Genomic DNA, 23,887 nt, shown 5'->3' with positions numbered 1-23,887 from the left:
GCAATCAGCATTGTAGCGGCGAAAAGAAGCGAGAGAGTTGAATAATGAGTAAAAAGCAACTCTCTGAACGCGATATCTGCACCAAATTCATCACCCCTGCCTTGCAACAGGCAGGGTGGGATATCACAAGCCAGGTGCGGGAAGAATTTCTGCTGACTAAAGGGCGCATTATTGTTCGTGGTCGATTGCACACTCGCGCCCAACACAAGCGGGCCGATTATGTGCTGTTCTATAAGCCCAACATTCCGATTGCCGTGATCGAAGTCAAGGACAACAATCACATCATTGGCGCTGGCATGCAACAGGGACTGAATTATGCCGAGTTGTTGCAGGTGCCTTTTGTCTTCAGCTCTAATGGCGATGGCTTTCTGTTTCACAACAAGATTGCGGCCGATGGCCTGATTGAACGTGAGCTGAACCTGCATCAATTTCCATCTGCTGAAATGCTGTGGCAAGAGTGGCTTGCGCATAAGGGCCTAAACACTAGTGGGCAACAGCACGGGCTCATCACGCAGGATTATTACAGCGACGGGAGCAACAAAGTCCCACGGTACTACCAGCTACTTGCCATCAACCGGACTATCGAAGCGATTGCCCAAGGCAAACAACGCATTCTGCTGGTCATGGCAACCGGTACCGGTAAAACCTTCACCGCCTTCCAGATCATCTGGCGTTTGTGGAAAGCCAAGGCCAAGAAACGTATTCTTTTTCTGGCAGACCGCAATATCCTGGTCGATCAGACCATGACCAACGATTTCAAGCCGTTTGGCGCAGCCATGACCAAAATACAGAAGCGGCAGGCAAACAAATCCTACGAAATCTACCTTTCCCTCTATCAGGCTGTGACTGGTACGGAAGAGGAACGGAATATCTACAAGCAATTCAGCCCGGATTTCTTTGACTTGATTGTCGTGGATGAATGTCACCGGGGCAGCGCAGCAGAAGATTCCGCCTGGCGGCAGATACTGGAATATTTTTCTGCTGCCACTCAGATCGGCCTGACCGCCACTCCCAAGGAAACCAAGGAAGTTTCCAACATTGATTACTTTGGTGAACCGATTTACACCTATTCATTGCGGCAAGGGATCGAGGATGGCTTTCTTGCGCCATACAAGGTGGTGCGCATTGATATCGATAGGGATCTGTCTGGCTGGCGGCCCGACAAAGGTATGGTGGACAAGTATGGTCATGAAATTGAAGACCGCATCTATAACCAACGGGATTTTGATCGTACGCTGGTACTGGAAAAGCGCACCCAGTTGGTAGCCAGAAAGATCACCGAGTTTTTAAAACAGACCAACCGTTTCGATAAAACCATCGTTTTCTGTGAAAACATCGATCACGCCGAGCGCATGCGTCAGGCATTGGTCAATGAAAACGCAGATCTGGTGACGCAGAATGCCAAGTATGTCATGCGTATTACTGGTGATAGCGAAGAAGGCAAGAATGAACTCGATAATTTCATTTTTCCTGAATCGAAATATCCTGTGATCGCGACTACCTCCAGGCTAATGAGCACCGGTGTCGATGCTCAGACCTGCAAGCTAATCGTGCTCGATCAGCGCATTCAGTCAATGACCGAGTTCAAGCAAATCATCGGGCGCGGCACGCGCATCAACGAGGACTACGGCAAATACTACTTCACCATCATCGATTTCAAGAAGGCCACCGAATTATTTGCTGACTCGGATTTTGATGGTGATCCGGTGCAAATTTATACCCCTAAAGCCGGAGAATTACCCGTACCTCCAGAGATACCCGATAGTGCTATGCCGGAGAATGATTTCAAGTATCCGCAATTGGCCACTGATTTTGCCTCGACAGGAATTAATGAGGGAGAAGAAGGGGAGAGTATTCGCCGTTATGTCGTGGCCAATATCGAAGTCAGTGTTGTTGCTGAGCGGGTGCAGTATTTCGATGTTCACGGCAAGCTGATCACCGAATCACTCAAGGATTACACGCGCAAGATGCTGGCCCATTCGTTCGCATCACTGGATGATTTTCTGCGGCGCTGGAACAGTGCGGCGAAGAAACAGGCGATTATCGAAGAACTGGCTAACGAAGGTATCTTCTTTGACGCGCTTGCTGAGGAAATCGGCAGGGATTGCGATCCCTTCGATCTGATCTGCCATATTGCCTGGGACAAACCACCCCTGACGCGCCGAGAGCGCGCAGAGCAAGTCAGGAAACGCAACTACTTTACTCGCTATGGCGAACAGGCACGGCGGGTGCTGGAAGCGCTGCTGGATAAATACGCAGATGAGGGTGTCACACAAATTGAAGAAACGCAGATTCTCGCTGTCTCGCCCTTCACTCAATTCGGCACACCGATCGAGATCATTCGCGCCTTCGGTGACCAGGATCACTATCAGCAAGCAGTGCATGAGCTGGAGCAGGCACTCTATAGCATATGAAAAACAAGTATAAACAACTGTCATTCCCGCGCAGGCGGGAATGACTGAAAACGGGAGTAGTTTATGTCAATCGGTACACTCGTCAAAACCATCCAGGACATCATGCGCAAGGACGTGGGCGTCGATGGCGATGCGCAACGCATCAGTCAGATGGTCTGGCTGATTTTTCTGAAAATTTTTGACGACAAGGAACAGGAATGGCAACTGACCACACCGGGATATAAATCGCCGCTGCCAAACCGATTGCGCTGGACGAGTTGGGCCAAAGACGCGGAGGGCATCACGGGGGAAGAGCTGATCGATTTCGTCAATAACGAACTATTCCCTTCGCTCAAAAAATTGGCTACTGCCGCAGGCGTATCACCCCATGGTAAGGTGGTCGGCTCAGTATTCGAGGATGCCTACAACTACATGAAATCGGGCACATTGCTGCGGCAGGTAATCAACACGATCGAAGCGGATGTGGATTTCAATTCTTCCACGGATCGTCATCTGTTCAATGACATCTACGAAAAGATTCTGGCCGATCTTCAGTCTGCCGGTAACGCGGGTGAATACTACACCCCACGTGCGGTGACCCAGTTCATGGTGGATATACTCAACCCGCAACTGGGCGAGATCATTCTCGATCCAGCCTGTGGCACGGGCGGTTTTCTCACCTGTGCCATTGAGCATCTCAAGCAGCAGATCAGGAATGCTGACGATCTTAGAACCTTGCAGGCAAGCATCCACGGCGTGGAAAAGAAACCGTTGCCGCACATGTTGGCGATGACCAATATGATGCTGCACGGCATCGATGTGCCTACTCACATTCGTCATGATAATACCCTCAGTCGCCCGCTCAAGGATTACAGCCCCAGGGAGCGGGTCGATATCGTCGTCACTAATCCGCCGTTCGGCGGTATGGAAGAAGACCGCATCGAGCACAACTTCCCGCGCAAATACCAGACTCGCGAAACAGCTGATCTGTTCATGGCGCTGATCATGCATCTGCTTAAGCACGACAGTGGACGGGCAGCCGTGGTGCTGCCTGATGGTTTTTTGTTTGGTGAAGGGGTGAAGACCACGCTCAAACAAGAATTGCTGGAAGCGTTCAACCTGCACACCATCGTACGCCTGCCCAAAGGGGTGTTTAGCCCTTACACCGGTATCGCCACCAACATCCTGTTTCTTGATAGAAGCGGGCCAGCCCCGGATATCTGGTTCTTCGAGCATCCTTACCCGGCTGGCTACAAATCCTACTCGCGTTCGAAGCCGTTGACCATTCAGGAATTCGAACGGGAAAAGGCTTGGTGGGGCGGTTCAGAACGTAAAGATCGCAAAACCACCGAACACGCCTGGAAGGTGTCTACGGTAGAGATCGCTGCGCGCAATTACAATCTCGACTGCAAGAATCCACATGAAGTAGCAATCGACCACGGTGATCCTGAAGAATTGATGCAAGAATACCAGCAGATCGTCCAACAGCTCGAAGCCGCTCAAGCTGCGTTGAAACAGGAATTGATCAAGGCGCTGGGAGAAAGCAGGGGAATATGAATGACGAGACAACCAGCCATCATCGCCGTTCCATCCGGTTACAGGGATACGATTATGCGCAGGCAGGTGCGTATTTCATGACCATCTGTACTCAGCAGCGGGCATGCCTGTTTGGAAAAATTGTTAACGGAGAAATGCAGTTGAATGGAGCAGGCAGGACGCGTTGAAACAGGAATTGATCAAGGCGTTGGGAGAAAGCAAGGGAACATGAATGACGAGACAACCAGCCATCATCGCCGTTCCCTCCGGTTACAGGGATACGATTATGCGCAGGCAGGGGCGTATTTTGTGACCATTTGCACCCAACATCGTTTATGCCTGTTCGGCGAGATTATTCATGGCGAGATGCAATTGAATGAGGCGGGCAAGATGATTCAAGAAGTCTGGCATCAATTGCCGATGCGGTTTGATACGTTAGCATTGGATGAATTTGTGGTCATGCCCAATCACATACACGGGATTTTGGTGTTGAAGGAGGGCGATTCTAAAACGGGCGATCACAAGGATCGCTCCTACGCAATGCGGAATATCGACCGTAGGGGCGAATCTTGTATTCGCCCCTATGCGGTGAAAAATGAAACCCATCTGGTCGATCCTTGTGATCGCCCGTTACACGATCTATCTATTAATCAATCCCATAAATCCACCATCCGCTCCCGCGGCACATTGCCGGATACGGTGGGACGCATTGTCCAGGCATTCAAATCGATCACCACGCATGCCTATATCACCGGCGTGAAACAACACGGCTGGCCGCCGTTTGACGGTAAATTATGGCAACGCAATTATTGGGAACATATCGTTCGCAATGAACCGGATTGGAATCAAATCCGCGCCTATATCCATAATAATCCGCTGCAATGGGAACTGGACAAATTGAACCCGTTATGTGGGCAAGGTGGGAGAGAGGCATGAGCCATCCTTTCGATTATTTTACTAGCCTACCCAATACCGAAATAGAGACAACGCCTACCTGGCCGCTGGAGCGCTATTTCGATGCGGCTTTTGCCGCGCCTGATGGCATCAAGAAACTGCGCGAACTGATCTTAACGCTGGCGATGCAGGGCAAGCTGGTACCTCAAGACCCGAACGACCCACCTGCTAGTGAACTGCTCAAAGCAATCGAAGCCGAAAAACAGCGGCTGGTGGAAGAAGGGAAGATCAAAGCATCCAAACCGCTGCTAGCGATCAAACCGGAGGAAATGCCTTATCAATTGCCAAAGGGGTGGGCGTGGGTGAGACTAGGAGAGATTGCTAACTACAATGGTAGAAAAAATGTAGGATCAGATGAAATTCCTCCTAACACATGGTTGCTGGATCTTGAAGATATTGAGAAAGATACGTCACGTGTGATTTACCGAGCTCAGTATTCAGAAAGACAATCGAAATCAACCAAATCTACTTTTAAAAAAGGGGATGTTCTATATGGAAAATTGCGACCTTATTTGAATAAGGTGATTGTTGCGGACAACGACGGTGTATGTACTACAGAGATTGTACCGATATTTCCGTACAATGGAGTAGATTCTAAATTTCTTAAATGGTTGTTGAAGTGTCCGTCCTTTCTGGCCTATGTTAATTCACTTATGTATGGTGTGAAGATGCCGAGGCTTGGGACTGAAGACGCGATAATGAGCATTCATCTATTACCACCATTTTCCGAACAACACCGTCTCGTCGCTAAAATTGACCAGCTCATGGCGCGGTGCGATGAGCTGGAGAAATTGCGTAACGAGCGTGAGCAGAAGCGGCGTGTTGTTCATACCACTGTTGTAGAACGTTTGCTCGATGCGGCTTCGTCATTCCCGAGCAGGCGGGAGTCCAGTTTTTCCGATGCTTCAGAGTTTACCGATGGTCTGGACTCCCGCCTGCGCGGGGGCGACACCCAGGAGTATGCGGGCGAGGAAGCTTTTACCGACGTTTGGCAGTTCATCATCCGGCATTTCAGTGCGCTTTACTTGGTTAAGGAAAACGTTACCGAATTGCGTAAAGCGATTCTGCAACTTGCGGTGATGGGCAAGCTCGTGCCGAAAGATCCCAATGATCCCCCCGCCAGTGAACTGCTCAAAGCAATCGAAGCTGAAAAACAGCGATTGGTAAAGGAAGGCAAGATCAAAGCAATCAAACCGCTGTCAGCGATCAAGACGGAGGAAGTGCCTTATCAATTGCCGCAGGGATGGGAGTGGGTGCGATTGGGTGAATTAGGTATAACTCAGACGGGAACAACTCCACCAAGTAAAGAGAGCCAAAATTACGGACGATATATTCCTTTCATTGGCCCGGGTGATATTAAAAATGGTGAGATTGATTACACCGGAGAAGGACTCTCGGAAATTGGTCTTTCCAGAGGTCGTTTAATTGAAAAGAACTCGGTGCTAATGGTATGTATCGGAGGAAGCATTGGGAAGCATGCTATCAATGATAGAAATGTAACATGCAATCAACAGATAAATACGCTGACCCCATACCTGCCTGTTCCAGTAACATATATTTATTGGGCTATGGCTACGATTTCATTTCAGGAAACAGCCATTAGTCAGGCTGGTGGTTCAGCAACGCCAATAATCAACAAACAGAAGTGGTCATCGATTCTTATTCCACTTCCACCCCTCCCCGAACAACACCGTATCGTCGCCAAAATCGACCAACTCATGGCGTTATGCGATAGGCTGGAGCAGCAGATTGATGCTGCCACCGATAAACAGGCTACATTGCTCAATGCGCTGATGGTGCAGATGTGAGGTCTTGGAGTGCCTCTCCTTGCTCGGTATCGGTCGTTTCTGTTGTTTCTGAATCGCTAGCTGGTCCCTGATCCAGGGGTTCAGTCAATTCGGTGAGTGCCGCCAGCTCATCCAATGGCGGCAGTTGTTCAAGCGATTGCAGGTTGAGATCGTTGAGAAAGGTTTGCGTGGTGGCGTAAAGTGTGGGTCTGCCGGGTACGTTGCGTTGTCCGACTGCTTCGATCCAACCGCGCGTTTCCAGTGTTTTAAGGATATTAGTAGAAACTACTACGCCGCGGATATCTTCGATATCGCCGCGTGTTACGGGTTGCCGGTAGGCGATGATCGCCAGCGTTTCTAGCACTGCGCGCGAGTAGCGTGGTGGCTTTTGCGGACTGAGCCGGTCAAGAAAGACCTGCATTTCCAGTTTGCTGCGGAAGCACCAGCCACCGGCAACGTTAACCAGCTCGATGCCGCTGTCACGCCATTTTTCTCGTAAATTCTCGAGTGACACCTGCAGCAGTTTGCTGCTCACTTCACCATCGAACAGTTTTTTCAATTCTGCTAGGGCGAGCGGTTCCTGGGTGGTCAGCAGCGCTGTTTCCAGGATTTTGATGATTTCGTGTTCGCTGAAGGAAGGTGATGTTTCAGAAGGTAGCAGTTGGCTGGACTGATTTGACATAGATCGTTCCAAAGTTTTCAGATTGGTCAATGGCAACAAGCGATTCCTTGGCAAGCTCCAGCAGAGCGAGAAAATTGGCAATGATTTCTATGACTCCGGCCTCCTGACTGAATAATTCATCAAAGCGTACCACCTTGCCTCCTCGCAGTGCGCGCAGGATCTGGCTCATGCAGGTACGCACTGAGATTTGTTCATGGCCGATATGATGATGGCGGTTAACCTTGGCGCGTTTGATCAGTGTGAGCCAGGCATGCCGTAAATCATCTACATCGACATGAGGGAGTTGCCTGACTGTGACCTGATCAATCGATACTTGCACCAGCGCAAAATCCCGATTGGCTTGTGGCAATTCATCAAGGCGCATCGCGGCCTTTTTCATCTGTTCATATTCCAGCAGTCGGCGCACGAGCTCAGCGCGTGGATCGGCTTCCTCTTCTATTTCAGAGACAGGGGGTGGCAGCAGCATGCGTGACTTGATTTCGATCAGCAGTGCGGTCATGAGCAGATATTCCGCTGCCAGCTCGAATTGATCGGCGCGCATCATTTCCACATAAGCCATATACTGCTGCGTAAGCTCAGCCATCGGGATATCCAGGATATCGAGATTGTGCTTGCGAATGAGATAGAGCAATAAATCGAGCGGGCCTTCGAACGTGTCGAGAAATACTTCCAGCGCCTCGGGCGGGATATATAGATCGCGTGGTATCTCTAATATCGGCTGACCACAGATCTTGGCGATGGGCTGGATATCGACCGCATCATTCAACATGTTCATGCACAGAGGTTAGTCATTTTCTCAATTTTGTAAACAATGAAAAAGAAGATATCAAGGAAAGTTTGAGTAAGTGAGCAAGATGGATACAGTACAAGGTGCACGGCGCGCAGGACCTGAAATATATCATGTAGATAGGCGAAGGGACGAGTATCGCGCAACGAAGCAATGTACCGCCACAGTCACTTATCCGGACCTTCCTTAGGAATAATTCAATCCCATTACCTCTCTCACATCGCGCATGGTTTCCTCTGCGAGTTTGCTTGCTTTCTCACAGCCATCTTCCAAAATATTCCTGACCAGTGCCGGATCTTCCTCATACATCTTGGCCCGCTCGCAGATAGGCGCTTGTTCAGCCAGGATGGCGTCAATCACAGGCTGCTTGCATTCAAGGCAGCCAATACCCGCGCTTTTGCAGCCCCATTGCACCCAGTTCCTGACCTCATCGTTGGAATAAACGGTATGAAATGACCACACTGGGCACTTGGCTGGATCGCCCGGATCGCTGCGCCGTATCCGCGCCGGATCAGTCTGCATGGTGCGGATTTTTTTCACGATACTGTCAGCGTCTTCGCGTAAACTGATGGTGTTGTTATAGGATTTGGACATTTTCTGACCATCCAGTCCCGGCATTCTCGAGGCTTGCGTGAGCAGTGTTTGAGGTTCCGATAAGATGACTCTGCCGCCTCCTTCCAAGTAACCAAATAAGCGCTCCCGGTCACCCATATTGAGATTTTGCTGCTCATCCAGCAATGATCTAGCTTCTTCCAGCGCACTTTCATCACCTTGTTCCTGAAAGCGAGTGCGTAATTCACTATAGAGCCTGGATTTTTTGGAGCCAAGCTTTTTGATGGCTAGTTCTGCCTTTTCTTCAAAACCATGTTCTTTACCAAAAATATGATTGAAGCGACGCGAGATTTCCCGGGTGAACTCGAGATGGGGCGCCTGATCTTCACCGACAGGAACCAGATTGGCGCGATAAATGAGAATATCTGCACTTTGCAGCAGGGGATACCCCAGGAAACCATAGGTACTTAAATCTTTTTCAGTCAATTTTTCCTGTTGATCTTTATAGGTGGGGACGCGTTCCAGCCAACCTAGCGGTGTAATCATTGAAAGCAACAGATAGAGTTCGGCATGGGCAGGTACCATCGACTGAATGAACAGGGTTGCGTGCGCAGGATCGACGCCAGCAGCCAGCCAGTCGATAATCATGTCCCAGGTATGCTGCTCGATTAGTTCGGGTGAGTCGTAGTGAGTGGTCAACGCATGCCAGTCAGCAACGAAAAACAAACACTCGTATTGCTGTTGCAAGGTGATCCAATTTTTCAACACACCATGATAGTGCCCTAAATGCAAATTACCGGTCGGGCGCATTCCCGATAAAACGCGATCAGCAAACATGCTATAAATCCTAAATTAATACATAGTTAATTGGAGATAAAATAAGAAAGAGCATTTGTTCGTCATTTATTTATGAAAGGTGAGTCATTTTGCGTTGCGAGATCAGACATACAATCCAAACACCCAAGCAATGAGCTGCTTCATAAGGGTAATAAATGGCAGGATGATTGCACCCAGCACGCCAGTCATCAACAATAACAATAAAATCATAAACCCATAAGGCTCGATTTTCGAGAATTGATAGGCAAGTTGGTGGGGCAGTAAACTGACAGCCATACGTCCACCATCCAACGGTGGTAAGGGCAATAGATTCAATACCATCAGAATGAGGTTAATTTCAATCCCAGCCATACCCATCAGAATCATTGGTTTAGCGTAAATGTTTTCTGGGAAAATCAGTCCCAGCTTGATGATCAACGCCCAGCAACAAGCCATGAAAAGATTAGCGCCAGGCCCCGCTGCTGCAACCCACAGCATGTCGCGCTTAGGGTGCCGTAACTGGTTGAAATTAACGGGTACTGGTTTGGCCCAGCCAAACAGAAAACCGGTACCCATAGTCAATTTGCCAATGATGAATAGCGTCAGTGGCACAATAATGGTTCCCATTGGATCGATATGCTTGAGCGGATTCAATGTGATGCGTCCCGCCATGTAAGCGGTCAAATCGCCATGTTGCTTAGCAACATAACCATGTGCCGCTTCATGTAAAGTAATGGCAAAAATGACGGGGAGTGCGTAAATCGCGATCCCAAGAATAATACTATCTAAGCTATCCATGTGCTATCCCAAATGGTGCGAGACTGCCCTTACCTGTGCGAACTAATTCAAGCATATCACCTGTTAAGTCAATTACGGTTGTCATCTCTACGCCACAAGGACCAGCATCGATCACCAAGTCTACTTGATGTTCCAGACGCTGCCGGATTTCCTCGGCATCATTTAGCGGTAGCTCATCCCCAGGCAGAATCAGGGTGGAGCTTAATAACGGTTCATCCAATTCTGACAGCAAGGCGTGGGCAACTGGGTGATCCGGTATACGTAAACCGATGGTATAGCGTTTGGGGTGCTGCAAACGGCGGGGTACCTCACGGGTAGCTTTAAGTATGAACGTGTAACTGCCCGGTGTGCACGCTTTGAGCAGACGGTATTGGATATTGTCTACTTTGGCATATTTCGAAATCTCAGCCAGATCACGGCATACCAGCGTGAAATGATGATGCTCATCAACTTGCCGTATGGCCCGTATGCGTTCCATAGCATCTTTGTTACCGATCTGACAACCCAGCGCATAACAGGAGTCTGTCGGATAAACGATGACACCGCCATCACGCAGAATCGTAACAGCCTGTCGTAATAATCTTGGTTGGGGGTTTTGTGGATGAATAGAAAAAAATTGTGCCATAATTTATTAAGATCCAGTTCTTTTGATATTTGATTGTAATGTAGCGCAAACTTATTTCAGTTGTTCACTGATGATTTATTTTTGCTCAATATTCCAATTGTGCCAAATGGGAATACATCCAGCTGGTAATGGTGGTAATTGACCGAGATCAAAATAGCTTTCACCAGGTCCATGATAATCAGAGCCACATGAAGCCAGTAAATTCATTCGCTGGGCATGATGTGCAAACAGTTTTATCTGGTCGGATGTGTGGCTGGGTGAGATAATTTCTAAACCCACACCGCCAAGGTCACGAAATTCGTGCAACAGTGCTTCCAGAACGTTCTTACCTAATTGGTAGCGCGCTGGATGGGCGATAACTGCCTGACCACCACTACCGCGTATCCAGCTGACTGCATCATTTAAGGTTGCCCACTGATGTGGGGCATAACCTGGTTTACCCTTTACAAGATATTTCTTGAACACCGACCGAATATCTTTAGCATATCCTTTTTCAACAAGAAAGCGCGCAAAATGGGTACGACCAATTAATTGTCCTTCAGTATAAGTATAGGCACCTTCGAGGCTGTCATGAATGCCATAACGCTCCAGTTGAATGGCAATGTTACGCGCACGCTCCTCTCGTCCTGCTCGAATCGATGCCAGACCTTGCTCCAATGGAGGATATTCGGGATTGATTCTGAGGCCAATGATATGTAAGGTTCTGCCTTGCCACGTGACAGAGATTTCCGCGCCGTTAATAAGTGTGATATTTTTTTCACGTGCTGCAATACGAGCTTCAGCCAATCCTGTAACGTCATCATGATCAGTTAACGCAAGTACGTTGACACCCCGCAAAGCTGCATGCTCTACCAGGCGAGCAGGCGTCAAAAGACCATCTGAAACGGTGGAGTGACAATGCAAATCAATGTTGAGCATTAAATAGTGTACTTACAGGGCTTTTATACAAATAATAAGCACATCATAACAAATATGTAGCATGATAAAAACGATAAGAGAGAAAGGCTGATATAACTTAAAGATTATTCATCTCTAAGAAAAATAGAGGTTAAATTAAATTATAAGGAAAATGTATGAATAAACAAGCAACTATCTGGCATCACTTGTCTGCTGCACCCCATCGCAGCTTGTTCCTGGTGGGTGCATTGCAGGGTGTGCTTACCCTTTTATGGTGGACGCTTGATCTGATGGGACGCTATGGCGTAATTGGCAATGCACCAGTATTGAGTCTGGCGCCAATCTGGGCGCATGCTTTTTTAATGGTGTATGGCTTTTTCCCTTTCTTTATTTTTGGCTTTTTGTTTACTACCTTTCCAAATTGGATGAATGGTGAAAAGATCAAACCGCGCCATTATCTTGCAACATGTATGTTTATGGCTGGGGGTGTGGCTCTGTTCTATGCTGGCTTGTACCTCGGTAAGCCTATACTGGTAGCCGGGATCGCAGTGATGCTGACAGGATGGGGGATTGCGATCATGGCGCTGTTACGAGTTTTGTTGCAGACACAAGCGCAAGATAAGCGCCATGCGCAAGTGGCCAGTGTCGCATTTATCTTTGGTTGGCTGGGTGTGGCTGCTTATCTTGTGTGGCTTTTGACTGATCTTTCGTTATTTCTGGATTTTTCACGTCAGGCAGGTATCTGGTTTTTCCTGCTGCCGATCCTGTTAACTGTTTCGCACCGTATGATTCCCTTTTTCTCTAGTCGGGTGTTGGAAAATTACGTAATTGTCAGACCTTATGCATTGCTCTGGTTGATGCTTGCCTGCTCAGCTGGCCATGGCCTATTGCAACTCATGGGGATGCCGCAGTATGTATGGTGGGTGGATCTGCCATTGGCTGGGTGTGCGCTCTACCTGTCATGGGCCTGGGGATTGTTGCGCAGTTTTAGTGTGAGTCTGCTGGCGGTGTTGCATATCTCTTTTGCTTGGCTGACTATAGCGATGTTGCTATTTGCAGCGCAGAGCCTCATGATGTGGCTGAACGTGGGGGAGCGCATCTGGTTTGGGCTTGCGCCCCTTCATGCACTAGTGATTGGTTATTTTGCCAGCATGGTGCTAGGTATGGCTTCGCGCGTGACGATAGGGCACTCGGGTCGTCCGTTGGTGCTGGATCATTTTACCTGGCTACTCTTTCTCGGCTTTCAGGCTACCGCATTGCTCAGAATGCTGCCAGACATCATACCAGCCGTTTCCGCTCTTGCACCGATGCTTTATCTGCTTGCCGCAGCGGTATGGCTCATTTGTTTCACACTATGGGCAGCGCGCTTTGCTCCTACCTACTGGCGGCCAAGGGTGGATGATAAACCGGGTTAATTAAAGAGAGAATGACTAATGAAATGGCAGCAAGATGAATTCATAGTAACGGATAATCGAGAAGATCTGGATATAGAAATGATCCATGATTTTTTGTGCAAAGCGTCTTACTGGGCAAAGCATATCCCTAGAGCAACCGTAGAAAAGTCAGTAAATCATTCGCTCTGTTTTGGGTTGTATCACAATGCAAAGCAGATCGGTTTTGCTCGCGCTATTACGGATTGCGCTACGTTTGCCTATTTAGCTGACGTATTTGTTGTGCCAGATTATAGAGGACGTGGCCTCGGTAAGTGGCTGATTTCTTGTATCCTTTTGCATCCGGAGTTGCAGGGGCTGCGCCGTTGGATGCTAGCAACCCTGGATGCGCACGGTCTGTATGAACAAAATGGTTTCGTGGTGGTGCAAAATCCAGAATGGTTCTTGGAAATCCATAACCCTCACATATATACGCAGAGTAGTACATCTTAATGTTCAGTTTGACTTTGGCGAGATCATGACGCTATTGATTGCGCTGGAATTCAATCATACGCTTCAATATGTCGTTACCCGTCAGCAAAGCATCCTCCAAACGAAGGTTGTCTTGTTGATAGCCTTTGCTGGCGCTGGCTCGCAAACTCATTATCCTGGATCTCAAATTAACGACGCCGGAGACATTGTTTGGCTTGGCTGCCATTATCTTGGCTGTTGGTATAACTTATTGGTTAATGCGTGAACGTGATGATCATCTTTCTCGCAATGCTGAGAAAGAAGTGAGGGCTTGAAAACGTATACAGGGGCAGCAGCAATGCTCACTTTGCGTGTGCATGATGGCGCTGCTGCGTTAGAAAGCTATTGCCCTTATACAAGCCCCGGTGCGTATGTGCCAACCGTTATACGGAAGCATCACAGTGGCGGCAACGGAAACCCTGGCTGCCCATTTTTTGGAAGAAGTCATGCTGCCGATTTATCTATGATTATTTCCTGCACAGGCTGCGCTCATATTATGAGTGACTATTTTCACAAGCTCGCCTCGGATATTCAAAATTATTTGCATGAACAAATGCTAATATAGCGTACTCAGTAATCTGATGTTGAATACAAGAAAATCGCCGTTATGGGCTATGTAGTCAATGGTCCCGATTATCAACATGTCGAAAAACGGTGACATCCCAAGACGATGGGATTGCTGAAGAATCTCAGGAAATTGTGTAACGGTATATCGAAATTCATTACGCGCCTTAGGCGCATACTCTCTGTCTCCGTACAAAGTGTCGCTTTGTGCGTAAGCATCGTACTTGTGTTGGGTTTGCGAAATCATGACTCGCCTAACTTTTTGATAAAGCCTTAATATTTCATTCTTTATTAGGTGTACCGGAATTGCTGGTACAAGGTTTGCTCTATGTCGATTCCTTATGTTTCTTATTTAAGATTGAGTGTCATTGCTGCGGTAGTATTGGTTGGGTGTACCTCAGTGCGTCAGCTTGCTGTTGATTATCCTACTGCGGAAACTGGTGATTCAAAAACACAAACAACAAAGCAGCGTCCTTTTTCGCCCGTTTCAGGATTTTCAGTGATTGATGGCGATGATTATTATGTGCGTCTGGTTTCTGAATTTGAATACAAAGGTGAAAACATTCTAAAAAAAGGCTGCACCAATATTGTGCCTTCTTATAAAGAAGGCGATTTTTCTTCAGCCTTGGTTTTTAGTGTGCGCAATGATATTTTAAAATTTAGCAATGAAGCCACTGGCTTTATATATCATTCGGCAGGTGGCAAATGTAATTTTAAATTTGATGCCAAAAAAATTAACCTAACTCCTTGGATGCGGCTGGATACCGGAAAAGAAACGCTGGTCGATTATAGTTTTTATTCGAGCGCCAACAGTGATGTAGATGTTTCAGGCTTAATTGGCGATGTTACAGCTGCCGGCAGCTTACTGTCTCTGACTGGTGTAGGTGCAGGTGTAGCTTTAATGGGACAGTTTTCAGCTCAATGGCTTAACAATAATCAGCAGCAACACGCCGTTTTAAACAAAGTAAAAAACAGCTCTGAATCATATTCTTTGCCTGCCATAGTCACTTATTCTGGTAAGTCGGGTTCACTCAATCAAACCGTGTTTAAAGTTTATGCGGTTGCAGAAGGAGGCATCAATATTTTAAGTTCAGATACCCTCCCTTTGGGAGAACTGAATATTTATCCCGAAATTATTCCTTCATTATTGCTTAAAATAAAAGGGGATGGTGCGCCCAATGCACGTGATTTGTCATTTGATGAAATCGGCTACTCGCCTATAAAAACAACGACCGGCGAAATAAAATTACTGGATTTAATTCAGCAATCTAATCATCCGTCTAAACCTAATTTAAAACCTGATTGGAGCAATTATGCTGATGTTGAAAGCAATTGCCGCAAATTAAAATTGGTGATGAAAGATTTAGGGTTTAATAAATTTGATCGTAATGCTTTGATTTATTATTTCTTGCACAACAGCAATGACTGGAAAAATTACAATCTGGATCAAAAAAAATCCTTAAGCAGCCACTTAAACTCAGAATTGATAAGCAGTTACAGTAGCAAGGATTTTGGTAACTGTCTGGCCGATGATGATTATGTGGTAATGAAAGCAATGGGACTTTCTGTCAATCTACCTTCTGATTGGCGGCAAACTATCGAGTCCAGTGAGAAAAAAGAGCGGTTGTTTACACACCTCAAATCAATTGAACGACAATTGGTTTCAGTATTAAAAAATTCAAATGAAACCGAAACGGAGCGGCAGATTTATCCTTTGCTGGCAACGGCAAAAAATGGTGATGGCACAGTATTACTGCAAAATCATTTGGGCGATTTTGGTCTTGAGCAAATGTTAAATGCGCCCCCGGCAACCGAAGTCAAGTCAGTCAAAGCCGCAGCAGTGCCAGCTACTATACCTGGCGAAGGGCTTGTTGTTAGCGCACATCAGCTGGTTCAGGTGTTTTCCGGCTTGTCTCTTGATAAGCTCAGCTGTGCTAGACCAGTTCCCAATCAACAGGTAAGTAATATGGGGATTTTACTGTTTACGACTAAAGAAGGTAGCCCCTGGGCTAAAGGTGGTGCAATGGAATTTGAGTTTGCTTCAGGAAAAATAAATCGGATTAGTTTTCAGTTGCCTAGCTTCAGGGATTTCAAGCAGGATTTGCTGAATCATCCCGAAATTGCAGGTTGTAAAATAGATTCTTCATTTGTTGATAAGCTGCACTAACCCTTTGACTTCATGAGTGTATAGTTGATAACCCATTAGCAGTTCAATGTATGATTCTTGGAATGTGACATTTTAGCTCACGGCTTTAAAGTGGAATTGAGGTTAATCGTTCTGGCACAGTGGCATGCCACTTCAGCTTTTGTTCGATAGCGTTCGCCAAGGCAGCGGCATTACTCGGTTCACTATGAACGATAAAGATTCTTTCTGGAGCTTTATTGAAGTGTTTCAACCAATTCAGTAAACCTGCCTGATCGGCATGCGCGGCGTCGGAGCGCTTTGTTTTACCACTCAGCCTCTTTTTCTTGAATATAAGCGCTATCTTTGAGCATGACTTTGAGTAGGTCGCTGGTGGCTTTAGTGGCATAGACAGGGCCTCTGAGCCCCCAGGTGCTGAGGCGGGACAGGAGGCCGGAGTGATCAATGTGAGCATGGGTGAGCAAAACGAAATCAATCTGTTCTGGATCAAAATTGAAAGCAGCTTTATTCTTGCGATCTGCCTCGCGCCCGCCTTGGAACATGCCGCAATCAACCAGAAAATGTGTGTGATTTGTTTCAATCAAATAGCTTGGCCCTGTGACTTCGCAGGCCGGCCCAGAAAAGTAAGTTGCATACGGTAGCTTCTTTTCCTTCTTGGTTTAAAATGTATCAAGAATGTGTACAACACTTTTTACCAGCCATGTCATTTCTTCCTCATTAATGATATATGGAGGCATGAAGTAGACGGTATTCCCAAGTGGACGAAGCAATAGCTGTTTGTCGAGAGCCCTTTTAAAAAAGGTATTCGTAAAGTCAGTATCATCTGTAATGACTTCGAATGCCCAAATCATGCCGCAGTTGCGAAAGTTTTTTACTTTTGGGTGAGATTGCAACGGTTGCGACAATTGGTTGAGATAGTTCGCTTTGGCACGATTGGTTTCAATAATGTTGTTCTGCTCGAATAGATCGAGTGTTGCTAGAGCCGCGCGACATGCCAAGGCATTGCCTGTATGAGAATGTGAATGCAGAAAAGCCTGTGAAGTCTTGTCATGATAAAAGGCCTGGAATACATTAGGCGTTGTCAAAACGACCGAAAGCGGCAAATAACCGCCGCTCAATCCTTTTGATAAACATAAAAAATCCGGGGTGATGCTGGCTTGCTCGCAAGCGAACATTGTTCCTGTACGACCAAATCCAACAGCAATTTCGTCAGCAATCAGATGTACCTGATATTTGTCACAAATTTCTCTGGCACGCTTTAGGTAAGCGGGATGATACATAGCCATTCCTGCAGCGCCTTGGATAAGTGGCTCAAGAATCAGAGCTGCAATGTGTTCATAATGTTCAGCTAGATAGTTTTCCAATTCATTAGCTACTCTTAATGCATAATCCTTGGGGGATTCTCCTTGCGAAGCATTGCGCCAGTCTGGCGAAGGCATATGTTGGGTATGTCGCAGTAATGGGGCGTAGGTTTGTTTAAAAAGAGCGACATCAGTCACTGATAGCGCACCCAGTGTTTCGCCATGGTAGCCATTTTGCAGGCTGATAAAATCAATTTTTTTGGTCAAGCCACATTGTTGCCAATAATGAAAACTCATTTTCAAGGCAATCTCAGTAGCCGAGGCACCATCGCTGGCATAAAAGCAATGTCCGAGATTTCCTGGGGTTAATTTACTTAAGCGCTCTGATAACAATACCACTGGTTCGTGTGTGAACCCTGCAAGCATGACATGCTCAAGTTTGCTGAGTTGATCGTTCAGCGCGCTATTGATATAGGGATGGCAATGACCAAACAGATTGACCCACCATGAGCTGATCGCATCGATATAGCGATTACCATCGGAATCATATAGCCAGACTCCTTGTCCTCTTACAATGGATATAAGTGGAAGATCTTCATGCTGCTTCATTTGGGTACAGGGGTGCCAAACAGCTTTCTGACTACGTTCTGGCAAATTTTTATCATGAAGGGGGGGTGATGATTGTGGAATTCCAGAGTTAGTGTTAGACATACGAAATTATTTATTAAATATAATAGATTAAAGTCACTAAGTGCTTGGAAAAACACTTTTAGAAAATGACCAAAAATGAAACTTTTTAGGCAAAAATAGAAAATAAATATGGAATTATTGCATGTGATTGATATTTTCCTGTTCAGGAATGATTGCTAGATACTAAATAGGAGGATATATGAGGATTTAGATTCATTTCCCATGCACAATACTTTCCTTTTTATAGAGATAAACCTGCATCTCTACACGGGTTAACGCCGTTTTTATGGTCAATGCCAAATAACATGCAAATTTATCACCATAATAGCAGCGGCAATATATCGTTAAAACTATTTGTACTTTACCGTTCCACTGAAAACCCTGTCACTGCTTGATCTTGCTATGAGCTTCCAGGTTGTTCTGAATGATACGTTGTGGCAATAATGAGGCAGTTATGAGCTGACGAGCATAATGACTTCTTTTAGCATCTTATTGTCCACTTTACCACTTGCTTTGAATATTTGATAAAGCATTATTAAAGCTTTAACTTTTTTATCTGTTGCAAGCTTTATTCCTGTTGTCTCGACATATGATTCAATTTCAGCTAAGACAGAGGTAAATAAATCAAGATCAAGACAGCTATCTGGATTAGTAGAAGTTAAGAGTCATTCCTTAACATTTTCAATCCAAGGTTAAATAGATACTTCATTTTGACTTGTAAGACTCTCAATTTCTTGTTGCTCATCAAGCTCAACGCGCTGATGGCAGAGATACGGAATTTGCCCTTCAAACCTAGCAATATTTCTATCTGATAAAGCAACTTTGATGAGGCTCTTGCATAAGCCAAATCATTACCGCTTCTCTCACCGGTAAGTATATAAAGCACATCGGCTCCTGCTTTGCGTGCTTCATTTAAGTATGACAAAGTGGGCGCCAAACCTCACGATCATCGCTCCGCTAACCCCTGCTCAGTGACAACAGAGCAATTCGCCGTAGCAGAGGATTAGGCAATTTCCGGCAAGATTACCTTCATCCGGATTAGATTTGTGGTCTTGCTTCTCGAGATGATCTGTGGAAGCGACGATGCAGTTCGCGCACCTGCTCCGCGAGATCGGGGATCGGGCCCTCTACCAATAAATCGGGAACAATCTCCCGAATTGACAAGCTACGCACCGGAGATGGTGGAACTCCGAGTTCGGCAAGCCAAGTCATCAGTTGATCGGAAGAGCTCACATACACGATGCGACCCAATCTGACCCAGCCATGCGCGGCGGCGCACATCGGGCAGTGTTCACCTGAGGTGAAGACGGTAGCTGCAGCTCGCTCCTCAGCAGTCATGTTCGCCGCGGCCCAACGCGCCAACTCGAACTCTGGATGACGAGTCCGGTCACCGGAAGAAACCACACGATTGCGGTCCTCGGCGAGAACAGTGCCGTCCGCCGCCACGAGTACAGAACCGAACGGCTCGTCACCTGCTTCCAAAGCTTCGGTTGCCAATTCGATACAGCGATGCAGATGCTGCCATTCGGCTGGTGTCAGATTCAATGGTGTAACCATAGAATGCTCATTAATGGGTTTACATCCTCCTAACAAGGTCGAAAAAGTCAGCCCTAAGCTTGCGTAATAACTCATGCCTTTAATAAAGGCTCTGCGGTTCTCATCCTTGATTTGGTTAAAGGTATTCATTATCGTTTTTGACTCCTTTTAATGATAGAGTCGATTCGACCGCTCGACTAGGCTCAATTGACATTTTAGTGAAGCTAAATCAACGCTGAGACAAACTGTATAAACTCCATGTAATTTCTGCCATTTTCTCAAATCAAGAAGATATTTTTCTGTAATATTTAATTTTTTGGAAGAAACACTCAATCAAAACCAGTCAATATAAAATCCAGGGGACTACTCAGTGCATCGATAATGGCATGAATTTTAGTGGTAAAACCACTTTTCAAACGCCCCCGTGTTTCAGCCTTTGCTGAATTCCTTGTCGCTCCAGCATGCTTCATAAACAATTAGCATACCCAGTGTTTTTTATTCCGCTTTTTCTTTCTTAATCATTCCGGTTTTATTCTCCTCCTTACAAACTTATTGACTTTTTATCACTCATTGACTTGAATTTCCTTCTAATAGATTCTATTATTAGCACTCGTCGGCGATGAGTGCTAATAATATTTATGTTTATTGCCAACATTTTTGTAGGACTTTCTGTGTCCAGGTCAATATTATTAATTTAATGATGTTCATGTTTTTAATCACTATTAGGAGAAACAACTATGAATATTCGCCCCTTATATGACCGTGTTATTGTTAAGCGGTTGGAAGAAGAACGCAAGACTGCTTCTGGAATTGTGATTCCCGATACTGCTGCAGAAAAGCCAGATCAAGGTGAGATAATTGCGGTAGGAAAAGGCAAGGTGGGTGATGATGGGAAAATTCGCGCGCTGGAAGTAAAAGTGGGCGATAAAGTACTGTTTGGAAAATATGCTGGCCAAGCCGTTAAGATAAAAGGTGAAGAGTACCTGGTAATGCGTGAAGAAGACATCATGGGAGTGATCGAAGGTTAATTGGATTTAAGATTACTAGCGATTAGATAATTAACTGTAAATTAGGAGAAAGATTATGGCAGCAAAGGAAGTAAGGTTTGGTGATGTGGCCCGTCATAATTTGGTCAATGGGGTTAACATTCTAGCAGATGCGGTTAAAGTTACATTGGGTCCAAAAGGACGTAATGTAGTGCTGGAGCGTTCTTATGGCGCGCCCACGATCACCAAGGATGGCGTTTCAGTAGCGAAAGAGATCGAACTGAAAGATAAATTTGAAAACATGGGCGCCCAGATGGTCAAGGAAGTAGCGAGCAAAACATCTGACGTGGCCGGTGATGGCACCACAACAGCAACCGTATTGGCGCAGTCCATCGTAAAAGAAGGCATGCGTTATGTCGCAGCTGGCATGAATCCGATGGATTTAAAACGCGGTATCGATAAAGCGGTTATAGCAACCATTGAAGATTTGAAAAAACTTTCCAAGCCATGTTCCACCAGCAAGGAAATTGCGCAGGTTGGCAGTATTTCAGCCAATTCTGATGTGGAAATAGGTAAGATCATTGCCGAGGCAATGGAAAAAGTTGGGAAAGAAGGGGTAATTACGGTTGAAGATGGCTCAGGTTTACAAAACGAGCTTGAAGTCGTCGAAGGTATGCAATTTGATCGTGGCTATCTTTCACCTTATTTTATCAGCAGTGCGGAAAAACAAATCGCATTACTGGAAAATCCTTATATTTTGTTGCACGACAAGAAAATTTCCAATATTCGTGATTTACTGCCAGTACTGGAACAAGTAGCCAAGTCAGGCAGACCGTTGTTGATTATTGCTGAGGATGTAGATGGCGAAGCGCTGGCCACGCTGGTGGTAAACAATATACGTGGAATACTTAAAACTTGCGCCGTTAAAGCGCCAGGCTTTGGCGATCGTCGTAAAGCGATGTTGGAAGATATTGCAATCCTTACAGGCGGTACAGTGATTGCCGAGGAAGTTGGGTTATCACTCGAAAAAGCTAAATTGGAAGATTTGGGACAAGCAAAACGCATCGAGATCGGAAAAGAAAATACTACCATTATCGATGGTGCGGGTAGTGCTAAAAATATTGAGGCGCGCGTGGCTCAAATTCGTACTCAAATCGAAGAAGCTACGAGCGATTACGATAAGGAAAAACTCCAGGAGCGGGTGGCAAAATTGGCGGGTGGGGTAGCTGTCATTAAAGTGGGCGCGGCTACCGAAGTTGAAATGAAAGAGAAAAAAGCCCGTGTCGAAGATGCGCTGCATGCTACACGCGCAGCAGTCGAAGAGGGGATCATCCCTGGAGGTGGCGTTGCATTAATGCGAGCTATTGACACCCTAAGTAAAGTGAAAGGTGAAAATCACGATCAAGATGCAGGTATTAAAATCGTTTTACGTGCATTAGAAGAACCATTGCGTCAAATTGTGGCTAATAGTGGTGAAGAACCTTCAGTAGTAGCAAACAAAGTGAAAGAAGGCCAAGGCAACTTTGGTTACAACGCTGCTACAGGTGAATATGGGGATATGGTTGCCATGGGTGTGCTGGATCCTACCAAAGTAACACGTTCAGCATTGCAAAACGCTGCTTCTGTTGCTGCTCTCATTCTGACGACTGATGCCATGGTGGCGGAACTGCCAAAAGAAGAAGCTGCTGCTCATGGTGCTGGTATGGGCGGTATGGGCGGTATGGGCGGCATGGAAATGTAACCCTATTCTTTTTGGTTATGATAGGATCGCTACAGTGGCAGATTTTGTTTCAGCAATTTGTTGCTGTAGCGTTTAATTTTTATGGATCACTTTTAAGCATAAACTCTTCATACATTTATTAGTTCTGCATCAAAGATCTGCTTTAGAAATTAATTGACCTTTTCCCCTCTCTGTCGAACAAGCAATAGCATGCATGGTATTGCAATTGATTTTGCATGAGATGGTTATAAAATAAATCGTTTTCCATGTTACTGCTCTATTTTTGATGAATAATTTAAAGAATTATCAGGCCGATAAAGATTTACTCAGCGAGCGAGTCATTTTAGTTACCGGAGCGGGACAAGGGATTGGGCGTGCTGCTGCGATAGCTTACGCAACTCATGGTGCTACGGTAATTTTGCATGGTCGCAAAGTTGAAAAACTAGAACATGTCTACGATGACATTCAAGCACTAGGTAGAGAAGAAGCAGTCATTTTCCCTTTTGATTTTGAGAAAGCGGTAGAGAAGGATTTTCAGGCCATCGCTGACGCAATTGAATCACAATTGGGGAGATTAGATGGAATACTGCATAATGCTGCTTTTGCTTTTGGTCCAATGCCATTGGAGAACCATACGCTTGAGCAATGGCAAATAATCATGCAAGTTAATTTACTTGCACCAGCTGCGCTTACTCGAGCTTGCTTGCCATTGCTTAAAGCTTCTTCTGATGCTAGCGTTATTATGACATCAGATACACATGGCCATGAGCCATCTGCTTACTGGGGTGGATTTGCAGTAGCTAAAGCGGGTATAGAAGCATTGGTTAAAATTCAATCCCAAGAATGGGAATTATTGCCAAATTTACGTATCAATACACTCATTCCTGGCCCTGTTCATTCGCCTCAACGCATGAAAACTCACCCAGGTGAAATGAAACATCTATTGCCTCAGCCTCAGGATTTGATGAGAGCTTATCTTTTCTTCATGGGGCCAGATAGTAAGGGAGTGAGCGGCAAAGTAATATCTTGTCAAGATGCAAGATAGTCCGGCTGTGATATTATGAATAACAAGGTATAATTAAAGAGTAAAAAGCAGAGTAATGCGCGAAAGTGGCGGAATTGGTAGACGCACCAGATTTAGGTTCTGGCGCCGATGAGGTGTGGGGGTTCGAGTCCCCCCTTTCGCACCAGGGAAGCAAGATTGAATCCATTTCTGCTT

The 23,887-nt window shown here is 46.1% G+C and carries 26 protein-coding genes and 1 tRNA gene; 14 read left to right on the top strand and 13 right to left on the bottom strand.

Going from position 1 to position 23,887, the window contains the following annotated elements; all coding sequences use genetic code 11:
* Window positions 1–44: 44 nt before the first annotated feature.
* The 5 genes from hsdR (at window position 45) to R2Q26_RS02895 (ending at window position 6,691) form a co-directional block, all read left to right on the top strand.
* Window positions 45–2,414 (top strand): EcoAI/FtnUII family type I restriction enzme subunit R, encoded by a 2,370-nt coding sequence (gene hsdR, locus R2Q26_RS02915; protein ID WP_317534896.1) that lies wholly within the window; start codon window positions 45–47, stop codon window positions 2,412–2,414.
* 63 nt (window positions 2,415–2,477) lie between these two features.
* Window positions 2,478–3,950 (top strand): class I SAM-dependent DNA methyltransferase, encoded by a 1,473-nt coding sequence (locus tag R2Q26_RS02910; RefSeq protein ID WP_317534895.1) that lies wholly within the window; start codon window positions 2,478–2,480, stop codon window positions 3,948–3,950.
* Window positions 3,947–4,117: a hypothetical protein gene (locus tag R2Q26_RS02905; protein ID WP_317534894.1), complete on the top strand. Its 171-nt coding sequence runs from the start codon at window positions 3,947–3,949 to the stop codon at window positions 4,115–4,117. The genes R2Q26_RS02910 and R2Q26_RS02905 overlap by 4 nt, the downstream gene beginning before the upstream one ends.
* Window positions 4,095–4,865 (top strand): transposase, encoded by a 771-nt coding sequence (locus R2Q26_RS02900; protein ID WP_317534893.1) that lies wholly within the window; start codon window positions 4,095–4,097, stop codon window positions 4,863–4,865. Before R2Q26_RS02905 ends, R2Q26_RS02900 begins: the two co-directional genes overlap by 23 nt.
* Window positions 4,862–6,691, top strand: a complete 1,830-nt coding sequence (locus tag R2Q26_RS02895; RefSeq protein ID WP_317534892.1) for a restriction endonuclease subunit S — start codon at window positions 4,862–4,864, stop codon at window positions 6,689–6,691. The genes R2Q26_RS02900 and R2Q26_RS02895 overlap by 4 nt, the downstream gene beginning before the upstream one ends.
* Here the strand turns inward: R2Q26_RS02895 and scpB are convergent.
* From scpB to R2Q26_RS02865, 6 genes are all read right to left on the bottom strand, one after another.
* A complete protein-coding gene (scpB, locus tag R2Q26_RS02890; protein WP_317534891.1) occupies window positions 6,666–7,352 on the bottom strand; it encodes an SMC-Scp complex subunit ScpB in 687 nt (228 codons plus the stop codon). The two genes, R2Q26_RS02895 and scpB, sit on opposite strands and share 26 nt — an antisense overlap.
* On the bottom strand, window positions 7,318–8,127 hold the full coding sequence (locus R2Q26_RS02885; protein ID WP_317534890.1) for a ScpA family protein: 810 nt from the start codon (window positions 8,125–8,127) through the stop codon (window positions 7,318–7,320). Before R2Q26_RS02885 ends, scpB begins: the two co-directional genes overlap by 35 nt.
* 198 nt (window positions 8,128–8,325) lie before the next feature.
* Window positions 8,326–9,528, bottom strand: a complete 1,203-nt coding sequence (locus tag R2Q26_RS02880) for a tryptophan--tRNA ligase (RefSeq protein WP_317534889.1) — start codon at window positions 9,526–9,528, stop codon at window positions 8,326–8,328.
* 102 nt (window positions 9,529–9,630) lie between these two features.
* The gene (locus R2Q26_RS02875) at window positions 9,631–10,305 is read right to left on the bottom strand and encodes a site-2 protease family protein (protein ID WP_317534888.1); all 675 of its coding nucleotides are present in this window, start codon (window positions 10,303–10,305) and stop codon (window positions 9,631–9,633) included.
* Window positions 10,298–10,930, bottom strand: coding sequence for an L-threonylcarbamoyladenylate synthase (locus R2Q26_RS02870; RefSeq protein ID WP_090569822.1), 633 nt, complete (start codon window positions 10,928–10,930; stop codon window positions 10,298–10,300). Before R2Q26_RS02870 ends, R2Q26_RS02875 begins: the two co-directional genes overlap by 8 nt.
* Window positions 10,931–11,005: 75 nt before the next feature.
* A complete protein-coding gene (locus tag R2Q26_RS02865) occupies window positions 11,006–11,848 on the bottom strand; it encodes a 3',5'-nucleoside bisphosphate phosphatase (RefSeq protein ID WP_317534887.1) in 843 nt (280 codons plus the stop codon).
* A gap of 155 nt (window positions 11,849–12,003) precedes the next feature.
* Between R2Q26_RS02865 and R2Q26_RS02860 the strand changes: the two genes are divergently transcribed.
* The 4 genes from R2Q26_RS02860 (at window position 12,004) to R2Q26_RS02845 (ending at window position 14,293) form a co-directional block, all read left to right on the top strand.
* Entirely contained in the window at window positions 12,004–13,242 is a 1,239-nt protein-coding gene (locus R2Q26_RS02860; RefSeq protein ID WP_317534886.1) for an NnrS family protein, read from the top strand.
* An 18-nt stretch (window positions 13,243–13,260) separates the two neighbouring features.
* Window positions 13,261–13,710 (top strand): GNAT family N-acetyltransferase, encoded by a 450-nt coding sequence (locus R2Q26_RS02855; RefSeq protein ID WP_317534885.1) that lies wholly within the window; start codon window positions 13,261–13,263, stop codon window positions 13,708–13,710.
* 125 nt (window positions 13,711–13,835) lie between these two features.
* Window positions 13,836–14,003: a phosphate-starvation-inducible PsiE family protein gene (locus R2Q26_RS15450; protein WP_411182314.1), complete on the top strand. Its 168-nt coding sequence runs from the start codon at window positions 13,836–13,838 to the stop codon at window positions 14,001–14,003.
* Window positions 14,000–14,293: a hypothetical protein gene (locus R2Q26_RS02845; protein WP_317534883.1), complete on the top strand. Its 294-nt coding sequence runs from the start codon at window positions 14,000–14,002 to the stop codon at window positions 14,291–14,293. The genes R2Q26_RS15450 and R2Q26_RS02845 overlap by 4 nt, the downstream gene beginning before the upstream one ends.
* Here the strand turns inward: R2Q26_RS02845 and R2Q26_RS02840 are convergent.
* On the bottom strand, window positions 14,285–14,539 hold the full coding sequence (locus R2Q26_RS02840) for a hypothetical protein (RefSeq protein ID WP_317534882.1): 255 nt from the start codon (window positions 14,537–14,539) through the stop codon (window positions 14,285–14,287). The genes R2Q26_RS02845 and R2Q26_RS02840 overlap by 9 nt on opposite strands.
* A gap of 81 nt (window positions 14,540–14,620) precedes the next feature.
* Between R2Q26_RS02840 and R2Q26_RS02835 the strand changes: the two genes are divergently transcribed.
* Complete coding sequence (locus R2Q26_RS02835; protein WP_317534881.1) at window positions 14,621–16,459, top strand: hypothetical protein; 1,839 nt, start codon at window positions 14,621–14,623, stop codon at window positions 16,457–16,459.
* A gap of 85 nt (window positions 16,460–16,544) precedes the next feature.
* Here the strand turns inward: R2Q26_RS02835 and R2Q26_RS15445 are convergent, their stop codons facing one another.
* The 6 genes from R2Q26_RS15445 to R2Q26_RS02810 form a co-directional block, all read right to left on the bottom strand.
* Window positions 16,545–16,823 carry an MBL fold metallo-hydrolase RNA specificity domain-containing protein gene (locus tag R2Q26_RS15445; RefSeq protein ID WP_411182313.1) on the bottom strand — a complete coding sequence of 93 codons (279 nt, stop codon included), beginning with the start codon at window positions 16,821–16,823 and terminating at the stop codon, window positions 16,545–16,547.
* Window positions 16,741–17,019 (bottom strand): MBL fold metallo-hydrolase, encoded by a 279-nt coding sequence (locus tag R2Q26_RS02830; protein WP_411182312.1) that lies wholly within the window; start codon window positions 17,017–17,019, stop codon window positions 16,741–16,743. The genes R2Q26_RS15445 and R2Q26_RS02830 overlap by 83 nt, the downstream gene beginning before the upstream one ends.
* Before the next feature lie 75 nt (window positions 17,020–17,094).
* A complete protein-coding gene (gene bioA, locus R2Q26_RS02825) occupies window positions 17,095–18,447 on the bottom strand; it encodes an adenosylmethionine--8-amino-7-oxononanoate transaminase (protein ID WP_317534880.1) in 1,353 nt (450 codons plus the stop codon).
* Window positions 18,448–19,084: 637 nt separating this feature from the next.
* Complete coding sequence (locus tag R2Q26_RS02820; RefSeq protein ID WP_317534879.1) at window positions 19,085–19,351, bottom strand: hypothetical protein; 267 nt, start codon at window positions 19,349–19,351, stop codon at window positions 19,085–19,087.
* Between the two features lie 113 nt (window positions 19,352–19,464).
* Window positions 19,465–20,112 carry a nucleoside deaminase gene (locus tag R2Q26_RS02815; RefSeq protein WP_317534878.1) on the bottom strand — a complete coding sequence of 216 codons (648 nt, stop codon included), beginning with the start codon at window positions 20,110–20,112 and terminating at the stop codon, window positions 19,465–19,467.
* A gap of 179 nt (window positions 20,113–20,291) precedes the next feature.
* Window positions 20,292–20,432, bottom strand: a complete 141-nt coding sequence (locus R2Q26_RS02810) for a hypothetical protein (protein WP_317534877.1) — start codon at window positions 20,430–20,432, stop codon at window positions 20,292–20,294.
* Window positions 20,433–20,699: 267 nt separating this feature from the next.
* On the opposite strand from R2Q26_RS02810, the gene groES reads away from it, so the two are divergent.
* The 4 genes from groES (at window position 20,700) to R2Q26_RS02790 (ending at window position 23,858) form a co-directional block, all read left to right on the top strand.
* On the top strand, window positions 20,700–20,990 hold the full coding sequence (gene groES, locus R2Q26_RS02805; protein WP_317534876.1) for a co-chaperone GroES: 291 nt from the start codon (window positions 20,700–20,702) through the stop codon (window positions 20,988–20,990).
* Window positions 20,991–21,045: 55 nt separating this feature from the next.
* Entirely contained in the window at window positions 21,046–22,689 is a 1,644-nt protein-coding gene (groL, locus tag R2Q26_RS02800) for a chaperonin GroEL (RefSeq protein ID WP_317534875.1), read from the top strand.
* A 265-nt stretch (window positions 22,690–22,954) separates the two neighbouring features.
* Entirely contained in the window at window positions 22,955–23,713 is a 759-nt protein-coding gene (locus R2Q26_RS02795; protein WP_090571745.1) for an SDR family NAD(P)-dependent oxidoreductase, read from the top strand.
* A 59-nt stretch (window positions 23,714–23,772) separates the two neighbouring features.
* Window positions 23,773–23,858: transfer RNA gene (locus R2Q26_RS02790), tRNA-Leu, on the top strand.
* Window positions 23,859–23,887 lie beyond the last annotated feature (29 nt).

It is taken from the genome of Nitrosomonas sp. Is37 (genome assembly GCF_033063275.1).
Taxonomy (GTDB): domain Bacteria; phylum Pseudomonadota; class Gammaproteobacteria; order Burkholderiales; family Nitrosomonadaceae; genus Nitrosomonas.
Note: the sequence above shows the minus strand (reverse complement) of the source record. Positions and strands in the feature narration are given on the sequence as shown.